15 protein-coding genes and 1 tRNA gene are annotated in these 19,594 nt (G+C 41.7%); 8 read left to right on the top strand and 8 right to left on the bottom strand.

Annotation, left to right across the window (positions count from 1 at the left end; translation table 11 throughout):
- Positions 1 to 74: 74 nt before the first annotated feature.
- The 6 genes from U5R06_06165 (at position 75) to leuS (ending at position 9,435) form a co-directional block, all read left to right on the top strand.
- Positions 75 to 764 carry a hypothetical protein gene (locus tag U5R06_06165; GenBank protein MDZ7722406.1) on the top strand — a complete coding sequence of 230 codons (690 nt, stop codon included), beginning with the start codon at positions 75 to 77 and terminating at the stop codon, positions 762 to 764.
- Positions 765 to 795: 31 nt separating this feature from the next.
- The gene (locus U5R06_06160; protein ID MDZ7722405.1) at positions 796 to 3,159 is read left to right on the top strand and encodes a PEP/pyruvate-binding domain-containing protein; all 2,364 of its coding nucleotides are present in this window, start codon (positions 796 to 798) and stop codon (positions 3,157 to 3,159) included.
- On the top strand, positions 3,156 to 5,471 hold the full coding sequence (locus U5R06_06155) for a DEAD/DEAH box helicase (protein ID MDZ7722404.1): 2,316 nt from the start codon (positions 3,156 to 3,158) through the stop codon (positions 5,469 to 5,471). The genes U5R06_06160 and U5R06_06155 overlap by 4 nt, the downstream gene beginning before the upstream one ends.
- Before the next feature lie 7 nt (positions 5,472 to 5,478).
- The gene (locus tag U5R06_06150; protein ID MDZ7722403.1) at positions 5,479 to 6,738 is read left to right on the top strand and encodes a ribonuclease H-like domain-containing protein; all 1,260 of its coding nucleotides are present in this window, start codon (positions 5,479 to 5,481) and stop codon (positions 6,736 to 6,738) included.
- 96 nt (positions 6,739 to 6,834) lie between these two features.
- Positions 6,835 to 6,907 (top strand) — tRNA-Ala (locus tag U5R06_06145).
- 71 nt (positions 6,908 to 6,978) lie between these two features.
- Positions 6,979 to 9,435 carry a leucine--tRNA ligase gene (gene leuS, locus U5R06_06140; protein ID MDZ7722402.1) on the top strand — a complete coding sequence of 819 codons (2,457 nt, stop codon included), beginning with the start codon at positions 6,979 to 6,981 and terminating at the stop codon, positions 9,433 to 9,435.
- Between the two features lie 112 nt (positions 9,436 to 9,547).
- Here leuS and U5R06_06135 read toward each other — a convergent pair whose 3' ends face one another.
- The 6 genes from U5R06_06135 to U5R06_06110 all read right to left on the bottom strand — a co-directional run bounded on the left by U5R06_06135 (position 9,548) and on the right by U5R06_06110 (position 17,011).
- A complete protein-coding gene (locus U5R06_06135; GenBank protein ID MDZ7722401.1) occupies positions 9,548 to 10,945 on the bottom strand; it encodes a tetratricopeptide repeat protein in 1,398 nt (465 codons plus the stop codon).
- A gap of 20 nt (positions 10,946 to 10,965) precedes the next feature.
- Positions 10,966 to 11,979 (bottom strand): UDP-glucose 4-epimerase GalE, encoded by a 1,014-nt coding sequence (galE, locus tag U5R06_06130; GenBank protein ID MDZ7722400.1) that lies wholly within the window; start codon positions 11,977 to 11,979, stop codon positions 10,966 to 10,968.
- Positions 11,980 to 11,995: 16 nt separating this feature from the next.
- Positions 11,996 to 12,649: an RNA pseudouridine synthase gene (locus U5R06_06125; protein MDZ7722399.1), complete on the bottom strand. Its 654-nt coding sequence runs from the start codon at positions 12,647 to 12,649 to the stop codon at positions 11,996 to 11,998.
- A 32-nt stretch (positions 12,650 to 12,681) separates the two neighbouring features.
- Positions 12,682 to 15,348, bottom strand: a complete 2,667-nt coding sequence (dnaE, locus tag U5R06_06120; GenBank protein MDZ7722398.1) for a DNA polymerase III subunit alpha — start codon at positions 15,346 to 15,348, stop codon at positions 12,682 to 12,684.
- Positions 15,349 to 15,807: 459 nt separating this feature from the next.
- Positions 15,808 to 15,978: a hypothetical protein gene (locus U5R06_06115; GenBank protein ID MDZ7722397.1), complete on the bottom strand. Its 171-nt coding sequence runs from the start codon at positions 15,976 to 15,978 to the stop codon at positions 15,808 to 15,810.
- A gap of 70 nt (positions 15,979 to 16,048) precedes the next feature.
- On the bottom strand, positions 16,049 to 17,011 hold the full coding sequence (locus tag U5R06_06110) for a hypothetical protein (GenBank protein MDZ7722396.1): 963 nt from the start codon (positions 17,009 to 17,011) through the stop codon (positions 16,049 to 16,051).
- A gap of 299 nt (positions 17,012 to 17,310) precedes the next feature.
- Here U5R06_06110 and U5R06_06105 point away from each other — a divergent pair, with 299 nt between their 5' ends.
- On the top strand, positions 17,311 to 17,643 hold the full coding sequence (locus tag U5R06_06105) for a hypothetical protein (protein ID MDZ7722395.1): 333 nt from the start codon (positions 17,311 to 17,313) through the stop codon (positions 17,641 to 17,643).
- Positions 17,644 to 17,693: 50 nt separating this feature from the next.
- On the top strand, positions 17,694 to 18,035 hold the full coding sequence (locus U5R06_06100) for an STAS domain-containing protein (GenBank protein MDZ7722394.1): 342 nt from the start codon (positions 17,694 to 17,696) through the stop codon (positions 18,033 to 18,035).
- A gap of 63 nt (positions 18,036 to 18,098) precedes the next feature.
- Here the strand turns inward: U5R06_06100 and U5R06_06095 are convergent, their stop codons facing one another.
- Together U5R06_06095 and U5R06_06090 are read right to left on the bottom strand one after the other, a co-directional pair.
- Positions 18,099 to 19,154: a hypothetical protein gene (locus U5R06_06095; GenBank protein ID MDZ7722393.1), complete on the bottom strand. Its 1,056-nt coding sequence runs from the start codon at positions 19,152 to 19,154 to the stop codon at positions 18,099 to 18,101.
- Positions 19,141 to 19,590, bottom strand: coding sequence for a hypothetical protein (locus tag U5R06_06090; GenBank protein ID MDZ7722392.1), 450 nt, complete (start codon positions 19,588 to 19,590; stop codon positions 19,141 to 19,143). The genes U5R06_06095 and U5R06_06090 overlap by 14 nt, the downstream gene beginning before the upstream one ends.
- Between the last annotated feature and the right edge of the window lie 4 nt (positions 19,591 to 19,594).

Genomic DNA, 19,594 nt, shown 5'->3' with positions numbered 1-19,594 from the left:
CTCGGAGAGCAACCTTACTCGAACAGGAAAAGCAAAAAGTCGATTATTCAATCCAGGTGGATGCCGGTGGTTTTTTGCGCGGGTATATGGAACAAAACCGATTGCGCACCGAATATCTGATTAAAGGACTCTCCCGTCTTGGATGCACAAGCATCAATCCGGGAATACGGGATTTTTCACTGGGTGTGGAATATCTGCTGAAATTACAAAAGGAAACAAATGTCGATTTTGTTTCTGCAAATGTGTACTATTATGAATCCGGGAAACGAGTATTTGAGCCTTTTGTGATAAGTACTGTTGAATCAAATAATGCAGCATTGAATCCGATCAAGATTGGTATATTAGGTTTATGTCAGCCCAAAAACGTACTGGTACCGGAACACTCGAGTGATATTCAGGTTCAAAGTAAATCTCTTTACGAAAGCATTAAAGACCCTCTGGCAAAATTGTCCAAGAAAGCAGATATTGTTATTTTACTGTATCATGGCACCTTTTCCAATCTAAAGGTTCTGATGGATAAAAATCCTGAAATTGATGTGGTTGTCCTTGGCGGACAATATTATGCTGCCAATCAATATCAGTGGGAAATGCCTGCACTGGTCAGTTCACCGCCGCTTGGAAAGTATTTAAGCAAACTGGAGTTGGTTCTTGACGGCAATCAGGATATAATCACCTACCACAAAGAGCGACTACCTTTGGATGAGGATGTTCCGGATGACCCGGAGATGCAGGAATTGATTCGAGATTATAATGAAGAACAGTAATCCCCGGTCATCCGAGTGCACGAGTTAAAACATGATGATTCGTAATTTTTTTTATGCCAGAAAACAAACTATTAACAAAAAATCAAAGCTGATAGGGGGTAAGGCCTGCGTCCTTGCCAAACTTTATGAAATTGGGATACCGGTTCCTGATTTTTTTGTTCTTTCAGCCAAAGCCTGTGTTCATCAGAAACGGATTCATCTTGAAAAACAACTCGAATCTTTTCTAGAAAAACACGAATGGAATATTTCAAAAGAGACCCCGCTTGCTGTTCGGTCATCCGCTCCATTCGAGGATGACACGGTTTTGTCATGGGCTGGACAACTTGAATCCTACCTCAATTTGACATCGATCCATGGAGTGCTGGACAGCATTGAAAAGATATGGCGCTCTATAAACGATCCGCGGGTGATGAAATATATGAGTTATTTTTCGTATCCCCGGTCAAAACGTACCATTGCGGTTCTCATTCAGAGAATGGTGCGACCACTGTTTTCCGGTATTATGTTTACCAGTCATCCGGTGTGGAACCAAACAGACAGCCTGTTGATTGAGGTTGCGCCCGGGAGCTGTGAAAAAGTGACCGCCGGCACTCTAAATCCTGTGCAGGTTTATGTTAATAAAAAAGACTCGAGTATCCAGGTTTCCAATATTAATAACCCGAAATTGCAGGCATTTATCCATTCAGACTATTTTAATCAGTTGATTGAACTGGGGATAAAAATAGAAAATTATTTTCAGGCCGGTCAGGATATTGAGTGGGCGTTTGATGGAGAGCAGGTGTGGATACTGCAGAGTCGTCCCATCACCAGTATACAGGACGGTCGAATTGCGTTTGATACAGAAGGCCAGCCCTGGACAGATTATTTTTTTGCCGAGCGCTTTGTTGAGCCCCTTTCTCCGCTGGGGTGGAGCATATTGGATGAAAAAATTGTAAAAAACGCATTCAGAGAACCCTTGTGGTATCTTGGCTATGATCACCTTGCCAGGGAAAAAAAACTGTCCCGACTGTTTAATGGTATGCCGTATATCCGGCTGGCCGCATTCCATAATCTGTACGCGATAATTCCCGTTTATCTGATATCCGAGGACAAGCGTAAAGCACTAAAGCTCACCCATGATTTTCACGACTCTGTCACCAGTTTCGTGCGCGCACTTCCGTATTTGATTACACGGTTATCCGGTCATTCCTTCCAATGGCTGCCGTTTTATAATCTCAAGCAATGGAATCAATTCAAACGACGTATGCCGATGATTGAAAACTTGAAAAACCGGGTTGAGCAATCAGAGTCTTTTGAAGAATTCAAATCAATTTTTCTGACGACGGAAAAGTTAACCGAATCTTTTCTGGCCATTCACCGCTGGAGTATTACGTTTGCTGATATTTTTTCGATATTACTGGAAAAATATTTAAAACGCATTGACAACGGCACATTGTCACTAAAAGCAATCGATTTATTATCCGGGCTGGCACACAATAAAACTGTCGAGATCAATCTGGCGCTCAAGAATTGCAAAACCGATCGTGAATTTGAACAGTTTTTATCCAGATACGGATACAGATCTGAAAGTCTTGATATCGCCCAGCCTTCCTGGGCCGAGAGCGGTGAACGCATCAAACAACTTTTGGAAACCGTACATCGCACTGAACATACCGCCTCTATAGGCCGGCTCGACGAGTCACGCAAACAAAAAGAAGCCGAGTGCATTCAATATATACAAACACTGCCATGGTCTGTTCGATACCCGGTAAAATGGATTTTTAAGACACTTTTATACTATGGGCAGGAATTCACCCGTTTGCGGGAGAATCAGCGGGATGCCTGGCATCAGATTCTTTTTGTAATGAGACATACGGTGTTAAAAACAGCTGACAAGCTAATGGCGCAAAAAAGACTTTATAACAGAAACGATATGTTTTATTTGACCCGAAAAGAATTTCTCAAACTGCTCGCGTCGGATGATCAAGCTGTTATCAATATTGACAGGAAAAAATATTCTGAATTCGGACGTAAACCGCCGGTCAAGCATGTCAAAGAAAAAAATAAAAATACACACATCCTGACCGGTATCGGAGTAAGCCGGGGACATGCTGTCGGAAGAGTTCGCATTGCAGAGACTTATGAACAGGCACTACAGGCCCAATATGGTGATATTCTGGTGACGCATTCGGCAGATCCGGCCTGGTCGCCTGTGTTTAATTTACTATCCGGTTTGATTATGGAAACCGGCGGCATCCTTTCGCATGCTTCAATCATAGCCAGGGAATACGGGCTGCCGGCCGTTACGAGTGTTCAACATGCTACGGATATATTCACCGACGGGGAGATTGTCGAATTATCCGGTGAACGCGGGATGATCAAACGTTTTAAAGAGCAGGAGGAGCCGCAGGCGTGAATCTGACACTGGAACAGATATTGGAGCAGTTAAAACGGGACCGCGATTTTACTGATCATGTCACTCAATGGAAAACCATACCGGCACAAGCGGCCAGCTATTCGGAATTTCCAAAACATCTTGATGCGGCCTTGATCGATACGTTAAAAGAACGCGGCATTAATAAACTTTATACGCATCAGGCAACTGCCATTCAAAGCGTTTTTCAGGGAAAAAACCTGGTCATTGTCACGCCGACGGCCTCTGGAAAAACACTATGCTATAATCTGCCTGTTCTGCAGTCGATTCTTGAAACACACGAAAGCCGTGCTCTTTATCTGTTCCCGACAAAAGCGCTTTCTCAGGATCAACTCACTGAACTTCATGAAATCCTGCATGCTGTGAACCGGGATATTGATTTCTCCATCAAAAGCTATACATTTGACGGGGATACGCCGGTCAGCGCACGTAAAGCAATAAAATCCTCCGGCCATATTGTGGTTACTAATCCTGATATGCTGCATACAGGAATTCTTCCGCATCATACCCAGTGGATCAAGCTGTTTGAAAATCTGAAATATATCGTGATTGATGAAATTCATCATTATCGTGGACTGTTTGGCAGTCATCTTGCCAATGTCGTTCGAAGATTAAAGCGAATTTGCATGTTTTACGGCAGCCAGCCAACATTTATTTGCTGTTCTGCTACCATCGCAAATCCCCGACAACTGTGCGAAAAAATCACAGGGGAGACCATGACTCTGGTGGATAACAATGGTGCGCCTCGCGGGGAGAAACATTTTATCCTGTATAATCCGCCAATGGTGAATCGCGAATTGGGAATTCGTCGTTCTTATGTCAAAGAAAGCACACGTATTGCATCCCGATTTTTAACAAACAATCATCAAACTATTGTATTTGCCCGCAGCCGGATGAATGTTGAAATCATGCTGACCTATTTAAAAGAGGCCATGCGAAAATCGCACCAAAATCCCGGCAAAGTAAAAGGATACCGGGGCGGATATTTGCCGCTGGAGCGCCGCAGCATCGAACAGGGATTAAGGAGTAAAGAGATAATCGGTGTTATTTCAACCAATGCCCTGGAATTGGGAATTGATATTGGACAGCTCCAGGTCAGTATTATAGCGGGGTATCCCGGCACCATAGCCAGTACGCTTCAGCAGTCCGGGCGCGCCGGACGCGGCTCTGAAACGGCATTGTCCATCATTGTATCGTCATCCTCACCACTGGATCAGTATATTGCCAATAATCCGACTTGGTTTTTTGAAAATTCCCCCGAAGCCGGTATCGTTGACCCTGACAATCTGGTTATTTTATTAAGTCATATCAAATGCGCAGCTTTTGAATTACCGTTTTCACAGTCAGAACAGTATGGGATACACTTTAACGGCGAAAATGGATTGAGCAGCACACCGGATATATTGGAATACCTTGAAGAAAAACATATTATTCATTTTTCCGGTGAAAAATGGCACTGGATGGCGGAAACTTATCCGGCGGAAAGCGTGAGTTTGCGCAGCGCCGCCCAGGAAAATGTGGTGATTGTGGATCGTACCCGCAAAGAACGGGTTATTGGAGAAATTGATCTGTTTGCGGCTCAGCTAATGGTACATGACGAAGCTATTTACCTGCATGGCGGTGAACAATACTATGTGGATAAACTGGATTGGCAGCGACGTAAAGCTTATACACATCAGGTCAAAGTCGATCATTATACAGATGCTCAGCTGAAAACGAACCTACGCGTTTTGGATGTGAGTGAGCAGAACCAGCAAGAAACACATTTGGCCGCTTATGGCGAGGTGGTTGTGACCAGCGTGGCCACTATGTATAAAAAAATTAAATTCAACACCCACGAGAACATTGGTTGGGGAAAAATACATCTCCCTGAAATTGAAATACACACACAGTCCTTCTGGTATTCATTTCCGGAAGACATACATGATCATTTGGGTATTGACAAACAAAGCCTGGCAGATGGCCTGAAAGGGGTGACCAATGTGATGCGCAACATCATCCCGATTTTCATCATGGGAGACAGGAGAGACTTTGATTCGCTTCCCATGGTGCGTTCTCCGTTGTCCGGGCAGCCGTCATTCTTTATTTGGGAACATTATCCCGGCGGTGTGGGGTACAGTAAAAAAATTTACTCGATTTATCCGGACATAGCCAATGCGGCAAAATCTCACATTACCCAATGCGGCTGCGAAAGCGGCTGTCCTTCCTGTGTCGGTCCTGTTCTCCAGGTTGGAGAACAGGGCAAAACTATAGCTGGTATCCTTTTAGAATATATCGTTAAAGTAGAACTTTGAGAATAGTTTGCCCTCCATCAAAGAAAAATTATACAAGTTAGACACCGGAAAACAGGAAAAGGCACGTGAGACACAGCAGTTTGATCCGGAGCAGCTGCAAAGCATTCAGGCCACTTTAAAACATACGCAGAGGGGATTGTGTATTTCTCGTGAAAAGCGTTTTAGTCTTGATTTTACTCACGGTCCGTATACTTTGGAAACATTTTTACATATTCCTAAAACCGTTTTTGATCTTTTGGCTAAAGAAATCCTGTCGAGAGAATTTAACCCGAAATCTGTTGTTTTTTTAGATACAGAAACGACAGGATTGGCAGGAGGGACCGGCACATATGCATTTATTATCGGTGTCGGCTTTTTTGAGAAAAATGAATTCAAAATTCAGCAATTTTTTTTACCGGACTATGATTATGAATCCGCGCAGCTCTATGAACTTGCAGAATTGCTTGCCTCAAAATCAGCATTGATCACATTTAATGGTAAATCCTATGATATACCCCTGCTGAAAAATCGATTTATATTAAATAAAATCAATCTTGAATGGGAATCGTACACTCACATTGACCTGCTGCACACCAGCAGGCGATTATGGGGCCGACAAATAGGCTCGTGTTCACTGCAAAATATAGAGCAGGCTATACTTAAAATCAAACGAAAAGGTGATATCCCGGGGGCGGAAATTCCCCAGCTGTATTTTGATTATCTCATCCATAAAGATTTGCCTACATTATTGGACGTATTCAAACATAATGTGATTGATCTTCTTTCATTGCTTTCAATTTCTGTCAGTGCATCGCAGCTTTTTACTCATCCGGTGGGAGGGACCGTAAATCAGGATTTTCATTCCGCACTGCGTACATTTATCTCTCTGAATCGTTACAAACAAGCACACCTGTTTATTGAAAAATTACCTGGTCAGATCTGTTTTCAGCCGGAGATACTCTATTCGCGGGCCTTGCTCTATAAACGTATGCAGGACTGGGAATCCGCTCTGGAATGTTTCAGACTGATTGTAAAAAAAGACCGACATCGTTTTATTGACGCTTATATAGAAATAGCCAAACTCTACGAGCATAAATTCAAAGATTATAGAGCTGCTCTGGATACCTTGAATGAGCTTGAAGACCGGATTCGAATGATTCGGGAGCTGCGCGATAAAAATATATTCGACAACAAAGCAATTCAGTATAGACGTGATCGACTATATAGAAAAATCGCGGCTGATGATAGAAATACATTGAAATCGAATGGCATTGATACTGACTCTTAATTAAAGTCTTTTTATGTATTTTGAATTCAATAATTGAAATTAAATTTTCTTGACTTTTTCAATTAATTATAGTAAATTAATAGATATACATTATACGGGGCTATAGCTCAGTTGGGAGAGTGCTTGAATGGCATTCAAGAGGTCTGGGGTTCGAATCCCCATAGCTCCACAAAAGGCGTCTCCAAGACGCCTTTTTTACTTTATACTGCCAATCCCAATGTTAAAATAAAGGACATATCAATGATACCTCAATACAAGCCATCCGAGATCGAGAAAAAATGGCAGAATAAATGGGACGAAACAGAGCTGTACAAGGTTAATCTGGATGATACTGAAAACAAACTGTATTGTCTGGTGATGTTTCTTTACCCATCCGGAGACAGATTGCATATTGGGCATTGGTATAATTACGGTCCAACCGATACATGGGCTCGGTTCAAAAGAATGCAGGGCTATAACGTCTTTGAACCGATGGGATATGACGCATTCGGGCTCCCTGCAGAAAATTATGCCATCAAAAATGGTGTTCATCCCGCTGAAAGCACCCGTCAAAATATAAAAAACATCAGAAAACAGCTCAAAGCCATGGGAGCCATGTATGACTGGAGCAAGGAAATTAATACAAGTTCTCCGGAATACTACAAATGGACCCAATGGTTTTTCCTGCAATTATATAAGCATGGACTGGCCTACAGGAAAAAAGCAGCGGTCAATTGGTGCCCATCGTGTCAAACCGTTTTAGCCAACGAACAGGTCGTTGACGGGCAATGTGAACGCTGTGATTCCGATGTTTGGACCCGGGATCTCAAACAATGGTTTTTCAAAATAACCGACTATGCCGAACGCTTGTTACAGGATTTAGAAAAAATAGACTGGCCACATAAAACCCTTGCCATGCAGAAAAACTGGATTGGAAAGAGTGAGGGAGCCCTCATTAAATTCAAACTGGATGCATCGGATGAACATATCAGTGTGTTCACCACACGGCCGGATACTGTTTACGGCGTTACTTATATGGTATTGGCTCCCGAACATCCGCTTGTCGAAAAGATCACGTTAGAAGAACAAGCTAAAGCGGTTGAAGAATATGTGATTCAAGCCAGGAAAACACGGGAAATTGACCGGATGTCGACCGAGCGGGAAAAAACAGGTGTCTTTACCGGCGCCTATTGTATCAATCCGCTTACAGAAGAACGGCTTCCGATCTGGATCGCCGATTATGCACTTGTCAATTACGGAACAGGCGCCGTTATGGCGGTTCCGGCGCATGATGAGCGTGATTTTGAATTTGCCCAAAAGTACAATCTCCCTATTCGACAGGTTATCAGTCCTGAAATAGATTCTCATCAAGTAAAACTTGAGGGCGCCTATACCGAACCCGGGTATATGATCAATTCTGGAACCTTTAATACGTTAACATCGGATCAAGGAAAAGACGCCATTATCAGCTATCTGGAAGAACACGATTTCGGTGAACGCAAAATAAACTATAAATTGCGTGATTGGCTGATTTCCAGACAAAGATATTGGGGAGCTCCCATTCCAATTGTTTACTGCAAGGACTGTGGTGAAATGCCGGTTCCTGAAAAAAACCTCCCTGTGGAACTACCTGAAAACGTAGAATTTAAAGGTAAAGGAACTTCTGCCATTGCCACTGATAAGAATTTTGTGAATACTGTATGTCCCCAATGCGGAGGTCCGGCCGAACGGGAAATCGATACCATGGATACGTTTGTCTGTTCTTCCTGGTATTATCTGCGCTATCCGAATCCTCATCTGAATGACAAACCATTTGATAAAGATAAAGTAAACAGCTGGTTACCGGTCGATCAATATGTCGGCGGCTCTGAACATGCCGTGATGCACCTGCTTTATGCGCGATTTTTTACAAAAGCTTTTCATGATCTGGGTTATCTTGATTTCGACGAACCATTTCAGTGTCTGCGTCATCAGGGCACCATCACCAATCAAGGTGCTAAAATGTCCAAATCACGCGGAAATGTGGTCAATCCCGATGATTTTGTTGATGAATACGGTTCTGATACCTTTAGAATGTACATGATGTTCATGGGCTCTTATGAAGAAGGCGGTGACTGGCATGATGAAGGTATCCAGGGTATTGAGCGTTTTGTAAAACGTGTTTGGAGGCTTGTGCATATCCTGAATTCACAACGTCCGACCGGCAGCGAAACTGAGAAATTCAGCAAAGTTCAGCGTCAGATGCATCACGCAATCAAATTTTGCACACAATCGCTTTCAGATTTCCATTTTAATACGGGAATCAGCCGGATTATGGAGCTTGTCAATGAAATGTATCTTTATATTCAGGATGTAAAACCTGAGCAGCAGAATACTCAACTCTGGACAGTTGCAGTGCCTAATCTTGTCAAACTTTTCGCACCGTTTTGCCCGCATTTATCGGAAGAATTATGGAGCGTTATGGGTCAGAATTATTCTGTATTTGACGCCTCCTGGCCGGTTCATGATGAAAACGCGCTGAAAACATCGACAGTACAGCTGGGTGTTCAGGTGAACGGTAAAATACGCGGACAAATTGAGGTTGAAGCAGATGCTGATAACAAAAGCATTATAAATAAAGCACTGGAAAATGACAAAGTCAGAAAATACATTGATGGAAAAGAAATAAAGAAATCCCTGGTTGTGCCGAATAAGCTCGTCGTATTTGCCGTAAAATAATCATGTGGGGCACAGGGAAGAAAAGCCGGATTCACCGGCTTTTCTTCACATAATTCTATGTTAACATAACTAATATTATGTAAGGTCGAGTCAATTTATATTTTTCGGGCTTTTAATGATCTAACTTTAATTGCTTACGCGCGTCTGCCTTGATCGGCGATTCTATATCGCTCCATAAAATTTCTTCAAATTGTTGATATGCGGCTTCGTGTTGATTGTCCTCAATCAACACCGTCCCTAAATGATACCTGGCTTTGAGATTATTCCCATCCAATGATACAGCTTCTTGTAGCAATTGTGTGCTCTCTGTGAAATGTTTTTCCTTTTTGGCTATCGCCAAAAGCGTCAGGACAACACTGTCCCGTTTACCGAGCGAAAATGCCTTTTGAGCCGCGCTGCCGGCATCTGCAGGCTGATCAGTAACATCGTACAGCATGGCCAGCAATTTGTAATAATACGGTCTTCCCGGATTAAGTTGTATAGCACGCTGAATGCATTTTACGCCTTTGCCAAAGTTTTGCAGCCTGTAATAACATGATGCCAATGATGCCCAGATATCTGCATCATTTTTCTCATGTTTAAGATAAACGGTATATTTTTCAACAGCTTTATCAATTTGATTTTCTATATAATAATGGTATCCCTGAGCCAATACCTGATCGATATCGATGTCCTCAGGCTGTTGTTTCGAATCCATCTCTGGTGAAAACTCTTTACTCGCTGATTTCAATTCGTTCTGGTCAGTTTTATCCAGTGTATGAATTGACCGCTTTGCCAGCATGCCCATAGTGCTTTCAGGATCAAGTTTGATAACAGCTTTAAGGCATCGGTTTGCATTTTCATAGTCCTTCTCAGCAGCGTAAAGTTTTCCCAGGCCAAAATAAGCTTTTAGTTCATCGGGTGAGTATTGCAGGGCTTTTTCAAACCACTTTTTGGCCTTGTCATTTTCTTTTAGAACACTATACACGGCGCCCAGATTGACCAGACCATTGACATTTTTCGGATTGAACATCAAAGCCTTTAGCAAAATCTGTTCTGCTTCAACATATTGGCGCTTCCTCGAATACAGACTGCCCAATACAAAATAAGCCTTGTAATAAACCGGACAAATTTCTATGGTTTCCTGACAATATTCGATACCCTGATCAAAATGACCGACCTGGAAAAAGGCCAGTCCAATATTATAGTGAAAATCAGGATCAACCGGGTTAATTTCAATGGCCTGTTTCCATTTTTCAAACGCTTCTTTATATTTTTGGGCTCTCGCAAATTCAAGAGCCTCTTTATTGAGTTCATCCGCCTCTGAATATTCTCTGGGTATTCCCCAGAGAATTTCAATCGTGTCATGAATCAATTGCACACGGAAGGATTGTGCAGCTCCCTGAAACTGATCCCGGATAAACTCCTTGATGTCTTCATTTGAAAGTTCAGGGTAAAGCCGAATAAAGTCATCCTGACTGAATTGAACTTTAACAATTTTGCTTTTTTGCTGATTATTGTTTGTAGCCATGGTGGTTTCCAATTGCTATTTTATTCATAACCATTCGGATTACCTTGCTGCCATCGCCATGTGTCTTTGCACATGTCGTAAATAGAGTATTCTGCCTGCCAATTCAATTCATTTTGCGCCTTTTGAGAATCTGCAAAACATTCTGAAATATCGCCAGAGCGTCTTGGTGCAAATTTATATTTAATTTTCCTGTCGCAGGCTTTTTCAAAAGCGTCTACCATTTCCAACACGCTGTAGCCTTTGCCTGTTCCCAAATTATAAGGTTCATATCCGGGATTGCTGTTCAATTTTTCAAGCGCTTTGAGATGTCCGCGCGCAAGATCTACAACATGTATATAATCCCGAACTCCGGTGCCGTCACGGGTTGGATAATCATTTCCAAATACAGACAAATGATCCAATCTGCCAATAGCAACCTGGGCAATATATGGCATCAGATTATTCGGAATGCCGGTCGGATCTTCACCAATTTTTCCACTGGGATGCGCTCCGACCGGATTAAAATACCGCAATACAGCTGCATTCCATTCAGTATCGCTATGATATATATCCCTGAGAATCTGTTCAATCATCAGCTTTGTACGGCCGTAAGGATTGGTAGCCGTCAGGACTGCAGTTTCTTTAATGGGTACGGTTTCCGGCTCTCCGTATACAGTCGCTGATGAGCTAAATACTATATTTTTAATATTTTGCTCCTGCATGGCCTTGCAGAGAGTTATGGTACCGGACACATTGTTTTCATAATAGAATAATGGATACGCTGTAGATTCACCCACTGCTTTCAAACCGGCAAAATGAATAACCGCATCAATTTTATGAGTTGAAAATATATGCAAAAGCCCTTCAAAGTCCCGCAAGTCGGTTTGGTAAAATGTCGGTTTTTTGCCGGTTATGTCCTGAACACGTTTTAAAGCTTGCTTCTTGCTGTTATAGAGATTGTCGGCAACGATGACATGATAACCGGCATTTAACAACTCAACACAAGTATGACTGCCGATATATCCAGCACCGCCTGTCACAAATATTGTTTCCAATCCAGTTCTCCCGCATTTAGATAGTCGTCCCAGTTTTTAGGACATTCAGCTTTAATGTTAATGCGTTTTTTAATGTTGGGTGTTCAAATTCTATCGAATGCGCATGCAGAGCCAGGGATCGTAGAGGAAATTTTCGGTTAGAACCATATCGAAAATCCCCGACAACCGGATGACCTCTGTGCGCAAACTGTACTCTGATCTGATGATGCCGGCCGGTGCGTAAAAGGATTTCCACTAATGATTGTTTCCCATCAGAAGCTTTACGTTTGAACGATAATTCTGCCACTTTTGCATTATTCCCCGACTGTACAATGTAACTGTTGACCTTTTTCCTGATCATATAGTCCTTAAAAAAACCATTTTTCTCGATATGTCCATGGATGATTGCATGATAATTTTTTAATATTTTCTTCTCACGCAATTGTTTTGACAATCTTGCCGCCGATTTTGATGTTCTTGAAAATAAAACAACCCCGGATACCGGCCGGTCTATCCGATGTAATAATGCCAGATATACATTACCAGATTTATGATACTTTACCTTGATATAGCGTTTCGCTTCCTCAAACAGCGATAGGTCTCCGGTCATATCTCCCTGAACCAGGATACCCGGCGGTTTATTTACAGCTAAAATATGATTGTCACTGTATAGAATGTTTAGATCAAGCATAATTTTATAACATACACATTTTTTTTAAAAATTCAAAGATACGAAATCGCTTCGACATTGATACTCAAAGCTCCATAATGACTGATCACTTTTCCTTTTAAAAGAAAAACCCGGTTTTTATCCAGCATGTGTTTAAATGTTTCAAACGCTTTTGGAAACAAAGTCGTTTCATAGAGACCTGAAAGATCTTCAAAACTACTGAACTGCATTAATCTGTCATGCTTGGTCCCTGTCACCTTGCCGGTAATATACCAACCGGCCGCTCTAATGGGTTTGTTAATATGCTTATGAAAAGAATCTGAAGGTATTAAATGCAATTTACCAAGCTGTTCCTGATACAAACTAAGAGGATGCTGCGAAATCATCATTCCAAATAATTCGATTTCGTGATTTAACTTTGTTTTCTCATCAAATTCTTTGATCGGTGGAACCTCTTCTTTTAAATCCCGAGCAGTAAATAAAGACACATTCTGTTTGTATTTTGAATTCAATTTCAACATCCACAATAGCTGTGGACGCGTATAAGCTGGTTCCAGATTGTCGAAACATCCGGATTTGATTAATAATGAAATATCATGGCTTTTCAAACGAGTCCGCTCTGTAAAATCCCTGAATGAGCGGTACAATCCATTTCTATGACGTTCATTGACTATTTTTCTAATGCTTTCATGTTTTAGCGCCTTTATCTGCATGAAACCAACGCGTATAGTGCGGTCTTTACCATGATATTCCAGCAAGCTGTGATTAATATCCGGCATCAATACAGTTAATTCCATTCTTCTGGATTCAGAGATGTAAGCAAAAGTAGAGTAATAACCTCCCTGATTTGAAATGACAGCAGCCATAAATTCTGCAGGATAATGAGCACGCAGATAAGCCGATTTAAAAGATACCATGGCATAGGATGCGCTATGAGGTTTGCAAAAACTATATCCGGAAAAACTCATGATCATATTCCATACTTTTTCACAAATATCAACAGAAACACCACGATATTGTGCATTGTCAAAAAATTTTTGTCTATAATCTCCGAGCTTTTTCTTTTGGTGTTTCTTTGAAATAACCTTACGCAAGTCATCCGCTTCATGAGCGGTGAAATCAGCCATAGCCATTACAACACGCGAAACATCTTCTTGATAAATCATTATACCATATGTTTCACGTAGTACTTTAAGTGAAGGATGAAGATAAGTAAACCTCCCCCCTTTTAAACGCCGAATATATTCATTGACATATTCATTGGCAGCAGGACGTATGATTGAACTGTGAATGACAAGATGTTCGAAATCGCCTGCACCCGTTTTTATTTGCAGCTGACGCATCGCCGGTGATTCAACATAAAACACCCCCATTGTTTCACCCCGACCCAGTAGTTCTGCTGTGGCTATATCCTGCAGCGGTGACCAGGTTTGATAATCAATATCGATATTATAATTGGTTTTCACAGCTGTAAGACTATCCCGAATGACAGCAAGCGACCGGTTTCCCAGGATATCAATTTTAACCAGTCCATAATCTTCAGTTTGATCTTTTTCCCATTGGATCGTGTATAATTTTTGATCTTTTTCCAGCGATGATGACACAGTCTGGAGTGTTTCCTGATCTTCACGCTTAAAAACCAATCCGCGGGTTGCCGGCTGAAGTGGTACATGCCGCGATAAACCATCCGGCGCTATGACGACCCCACCACAATGCACTGAAAGATATCTGGGATAGTCCCGAATTGTTTCGGCAGTGCGTAATATCTCCGGCCAGGGATCCACAAGCTTGATGTTTCTAAACGCGGGATGACTATGTATAATATAAGTCAAATTATCCGGCTGCCCTATTCCGGACATTTTTTTTGTAATCCGGCTAATCTCCTCATCCGGCATACCATAGACTTTTGCAACTTCTCGAACACAGGATCTTGCTTTAAATGTGATATGATTAGCGATCATTGCTGCATTTTCCACTCCGAATTTTTTAAAAATATAGGCAAGAATGTTATCGCGTTCATCCCATGGAAAATCTACATCAATATCGGGCGGTTCAATACGACCCGGATTTAGAAATCGCTCAAAGAAAAAATTGTATTTGACTGGATCAACGTGGGTTATGCCTAAAGCATAGCTTACAAGACTGGCAGCAGCAGAACCTCGACCGCATGTACGAGGTGCCTGCTGAACAATATCCGCAACAACCAAAAAATAAGAGGCAAAATGTTTCTGAATAATAATTTCATACTCATAATCAAGGCGTTTTTGAATTTCAGTTGACAGCATTCCATATCGGTTATAAATTCCATTTAAAACTTTTTCGTACAACAATTTGTTCGCAGATTCGCCCTGCCCCCCCGTGATCTCGGGAAAAATAAATTGCAAATCAATAAAATAGCCGGAACACTGTTTTGCTATCAAATAACTGTTTTTTAATGCCGTAGGATTTTCTTTGAAAAGAGTCTGCATCCTGGCTGCAGATTTTAGATAATGACTACTCGTTATTTCTCCCAAATCCGCTTGATCCAGTGTGGTATTGTCGCGTATTGCGCAAAGTACCTGAAATTTACTATATCCTTCCTTGTCTGCAAAATGAATATTATTGGTTGCTACTGTGGGAACATTGTTAGCCTCGGCCCAATTTTGAACAGTCCGGTAATGGTCAGACTGTACAAGTTCTGCAAAAACATTTGGTTGTCCCTTTAGCTTATCCAAAAACATTATTTGATTCGATAAAATTATGACATCAGGATAACCGCTTTCAAGAAACCGGGACAATGCAAAATCATTACTGCAATAAAGCCGTGTCAACAAGTCACAGATAACCTGGTATCCGTGTTTGTTCTTGGCCAGCATGACACAGTGTTCCCGTTCGGTATCAATGAAAGCGCCGATAATCGGATGGATTCCATAGGTTTTACAGGCTTCCAGGAACCAAAACAGACCATAGAAACCATTGGTGTCAGTCAGGGCGAGATGAGAGAATCCCTTGCGTTTTGCAGTTTTGCAAAGATCTTCAATAGAACTTGCCCCCCATCCCATTGAATAGTTTGAATGAACATGTAAATGGACATAATTAAAGGACATCTGCTCATTCTGCCAATATAATACAATCAATTAAATAACAATAGGTTAATAGAATTATCCCGGGGTAGCCGGGATTGCATTTTGAATTCAATACTAAACCGGAGTGTTTATCGACTTTTCAAACACGGCGTATTCTTTTGATTTCTCGCCATTCATCAAATTTTCCGCTAATCGAATAACCATTTTATTATCATCCAAAATCCAGCCAACATCACTGTATTCATAGCCGGCAGATTGCGTATATTGTTTTTGTTTATAGATCATAACCCCATCCAGTCCCAAACGACGATATTTTTTCTTGACCCCCAAATACCCGAGTCTGAATCCTTTACATCTATTTTTGCTCAGGATCATTTTCAAAGCGCGCAGCAATTCGCAGCGAGGTACACCATTTGATCGGCACCATTCGTTCTGCCACATTCAGTACCCCGCCAAAAAAAGCTGCCGGCTCTCCATTTACATAGATAAACATAAACAGGTTTTTTTCCATGATGAGCATCATATCATTAACGATTGCATAAAACTCTTTGCGCGTAAAGGGTACAAAACCAAAATTATCACTCCAGGCATCGTTGTAAATGTCCAGCATTTCCTGTTTTCGAATGCTCAGGGGGCGTTCATCCCAATGTTCAAACGTTAAATCAAACCGATCAATGACTTTTTCTGCAACCCGCTTTAGCTTATCTTCCATTTCATTCATGACAGGGATTTCCCAGGATAAAATTCCCTTGACCTTTTCTAACCCGGCATCTTTTAGTAAATCAGCATAATAAGGTTTGTTATAGTGATAATAAAGCACGGGTCTTGAATCAAAGCCATCCACCAGGCAGCCTGGCGTTGCCTCGTTTACAGGAAGATGTTGCGGTCCGCGCAGGGTATCCATTCCCTTGTTTCCAAGCCACTCTTCTGCGTGCTGCAACAGTGTCTTGGCAACAACTGGATCATCCACACTCTCAAATCCCCCAAAAAAACCTGTTCTGTCATCCCAGTGCTTATTATGATTATAATTTATAAAAGCATAGCAACGCCCGACAATTTTATTGTTTTTTTCAGCTAAAAAGAATTGAATCTCGGCATGTTCAAAAAACGGATTTTTGGGCTCAAAAAATCCTGTCATACCAATAAGACCGAAGCCCAAGTACTCATAATTGAGCAATGGAACATATTGCGGATCGTCTTTATAAAGAGTCCAGTGGAAATCCACAAATTTTTTCAATTTTTGTTTATCCGTATTGCCAAACGAAATAATTTGAAGACATTCTTGCATTGTTGGGCCTGCCTTTCTGGTCTTTTGCAAAACAAATCCGGATTTGACACAATCCGGCAAAAGTAATCTATAAGTAAATCGCTTCTTTATTAAATGTACTTGTTTAACACGTTTTATTACATTGTTTTTGCCGAGTATTCATTAATATACTACTTTTCTAATTCCATGCAAGCTAAAACGCTTATTTATTAGACTATTATCTAAAAATCAATTTAATTTCCATATTTCTGAAAAAAAGGTTGCATTTAAAAAATGCTTTTGATATTTTAAGCCTCGTTATAGTAAAAAAAAAAGTTGTTAATTTCAATTAAAACAAATGGGAGGATATTATGAATCGCGATCCTTTCATTGAGGATGATCAATCTTTTTTTGCAAACAACCCTGAACAGGATTCTTTTAAAATGATGGATGAACAACCTGATATTGAAGACGATGAAATCGAAGATTGGGATGATGAAGAGGAAGAAGAAGAAGAAGATCAAGAACTCGATGAAACTATATCTGAAGATTTTGAAGAAGAGTGGGACGATGAATACTTGGAAGAAGAAGTTGAGGCCGATGATCCCTTGTTGTTAGAAGAAGACGAGGAAGAATGGGAAGACCTTGAAGAGGATTGGCTTTACGGTGCACCTTCCTGGGAAGGTGACGACGAGTGGGATTAACATCCGAATCTCAATGATTATAGACTTGAATGTAGTTGTGGAGGCAGATTTTGAATTTTTTTCTGGAAGAAGTGAACGGTATCAAGATCATAAAACTCAAAGAACAAAAATTGGATTCCAATGTAGCTCCTGATTTAAAAGCTCAATTCCTGGTACTTATCGGCAAAGGGAAACAATTGATCCTTGATTTGAGTAACGTCAATTATTCAGACAGCTCCGGTCTTGGAGCCATTTTGCTCGGCTTTAGATTGGCGAGGGATAATAATGCGGATTTCGCTATATGCGGTGTACAGGAGCGTGTTAAGAAATTGATACAGATCGCACAGTTGGAACATACAATTAGACAATACCAGGATCATCAGTCTGCGATAAAAGCTATGCAGATGACCTAAAAAAATGGCGCTACAATTTGTTGCAGCGCCATTCTAATTGCCACCCTCCCCCCTTTTCTTTTATTACGAACATCCACTGGTTGCACCGCAGGTCAGACACTTGTAACATGATCCGTTCCTTACCATCATGCTGCCGCATTCCGGACAGGGCGGAGCATCTTCCTGATGTTCAAACGAGTATTTTTCACTCTCATTGTCTTTTAATTGCTGAGCAATATTTTGTTTTTCAACATTTGTCATACCCAGCGACTTTGTTTCTGATTGTTTATCAGAATCACAGAGATAGCGGTCACCTAACCAACGGAAAATATAATCGGCAATCGATTTGGCCATGCGGATACGCGGATTATTGGTATATCCGTAAGGTTCAAACCGTGTATGACTGAATTTACCAACGTATGTTTCAAGCGGCACACCGGACTGAAGCCCGATTGATATCGATGTGGCAAAACAATCCATCAATCCCGACACCACCGATCCTTCTTTCGCCATGGTGACAAATATTTCACCCGGCGTTCCGTCCTCGTATTCACCCACAGTCAGATAACCTTCATGACCGCCGATTGAAAATTTATGAGTAACAGCGTTCCTTTCATCCGGCAGCCGGCGTCTAATCCCGCGTTGACCCTGGGGAACTCTGGAATCATCTATTTCTGTTCCCGTCGACAAGGGCTGTGTCCGCTTTGAGCCATCCCGATAAATTGCAATGGCTTTTAAGCCAAGTTTCCAGGCCTTGATATACGTTTGATAGATATCTTCTGCTGTGGCGTCTTTTGGCATGTTGACTGTTTTTGAAATAGCGCCGGATAAAAACGGCTGTACAGCGGCCATCATGCGTACATGTCCCATGTAAGGTATAAACCGCTTTCCATTTTTGGCTTTAAAACTGCAGTCAAAAACAGGTAAATGAGCGGATTTTAAATGCGGTGCACCTTCTATCGTTTCATTCTCATCGATAAAATCAAGAATCTCCTTGATCTGCTGTTCTGTGTAATCCAGCCTGTCAAGCGCAGATGAGATTGTCTGGTTGACAAGTTTCATAAATCCGCCACCGACCATGCTTTTGGTTTTGACAAGCGCCAGTTCCGGCTCAATCCCGGTGGTGTCACAATCCATCATAAATCCAATGGTACCTGTGGGAGCCAGTACCGTGGTTTGGGCATTCTGAAATCCGTAAATTGCTGCCGAACTCTAATACTTCTGTCCAGACTTCTTCAGCGGATTCAATAAGATTATCGGGAACCAGTGAGTTTTCAATATTTTTAACGGCGTCTTTATGCTTCTTCATGACATTCAGCATGGGCTTGGCATTTTTCTCGTATTCATCAAACGGCCCGATAGAGCTGGCCAATATTGAAGAAGACAGATAAGCCTGACCTGTCATCAATGCGGTTATTGTCGCTGCCAGCGCACGGCCGCCCGGACTGTCATAAGCCAGTCCAAAATACATCAAGAGAGCGCCCAGATTCGCATAGCCCAAACCCAATGGACGGTATTCGTGAACTGCTCCCCGCCTCCAGATAGAATCCAGTAGGATAACTTGAGTTGCCCACAAGTAT

The organism is candidate division KSB1 bacterium, assembly GCA_034521575.1.
Lineage (GTDB): Bacteria > Zhuqueibacterota > Zhuqueibacteria > Residuimicrobiales > Krinioviventaceae > JAXHMJ01.
Note: the sequence above shows the minus strand (reverse complement) of the source record. Positions and strands in the feature narration are given on the sequence as shown.

Excerpts from the sequence above, each read along its gene's own strand:
- U5R06_06160 (MDZ7722405.1), top strand. The coding sequence starts at position 796 with ATGATGATTCGTAATTTTTTTTATGCCAGAAAACAAACTATTAACAAA.
- leuS (MDZ7722402.1), top strand. The coding sequence starts at position 6,979 with ATGATACCTCAATACAAGCCATCCGAGATCGAGAAAAAATGGCAGAAT.
- U5R06_06135 (MDZ7722401.1), bottom strand. The coding sequence starts at position 10,945 with ATGGCTACAAACAATAATCAGCAAAAAAGCAAAATTGTTAAAGTTCAA.
- U5R06_06125 (MDZ7722399.1), bottom strand. The coding sequence starts at position 12,649 with ATGCTTGATCTAAACATTCTATACAGTGACAATCATATTTTAGCTGTA.
- dnaE (MDZ7722398.1), bottom strand. The coding sequence starts at position 15,348 with ATGTTTTTGGATAAGCTAAAGGGACAACCAAATGTTTTTGCAGAACTT.
- U5R06_06115 (MDZ7722397.1), bottom strand. The coding sequence starts at position 15,978 with ATGATCTATAAACAAAAACAATATACGCAATCTGCCGGCTATGAATAC.
- U5R06_06105 (MDZ7722395.1), top strand. The coding sequence starts at position 17,311 with ATGAATCGCGATCCTTTCATTGAGGATGATCAATCTTTTTTTGCAAAC.
- U5R06_06095 (MDZ7722393.1), bottom strand. The coding sequence starts at position 19,154 with ATGATGGATTGTGACACCACCGGGATTGAGCCGGAACTGGCGCTTGTC.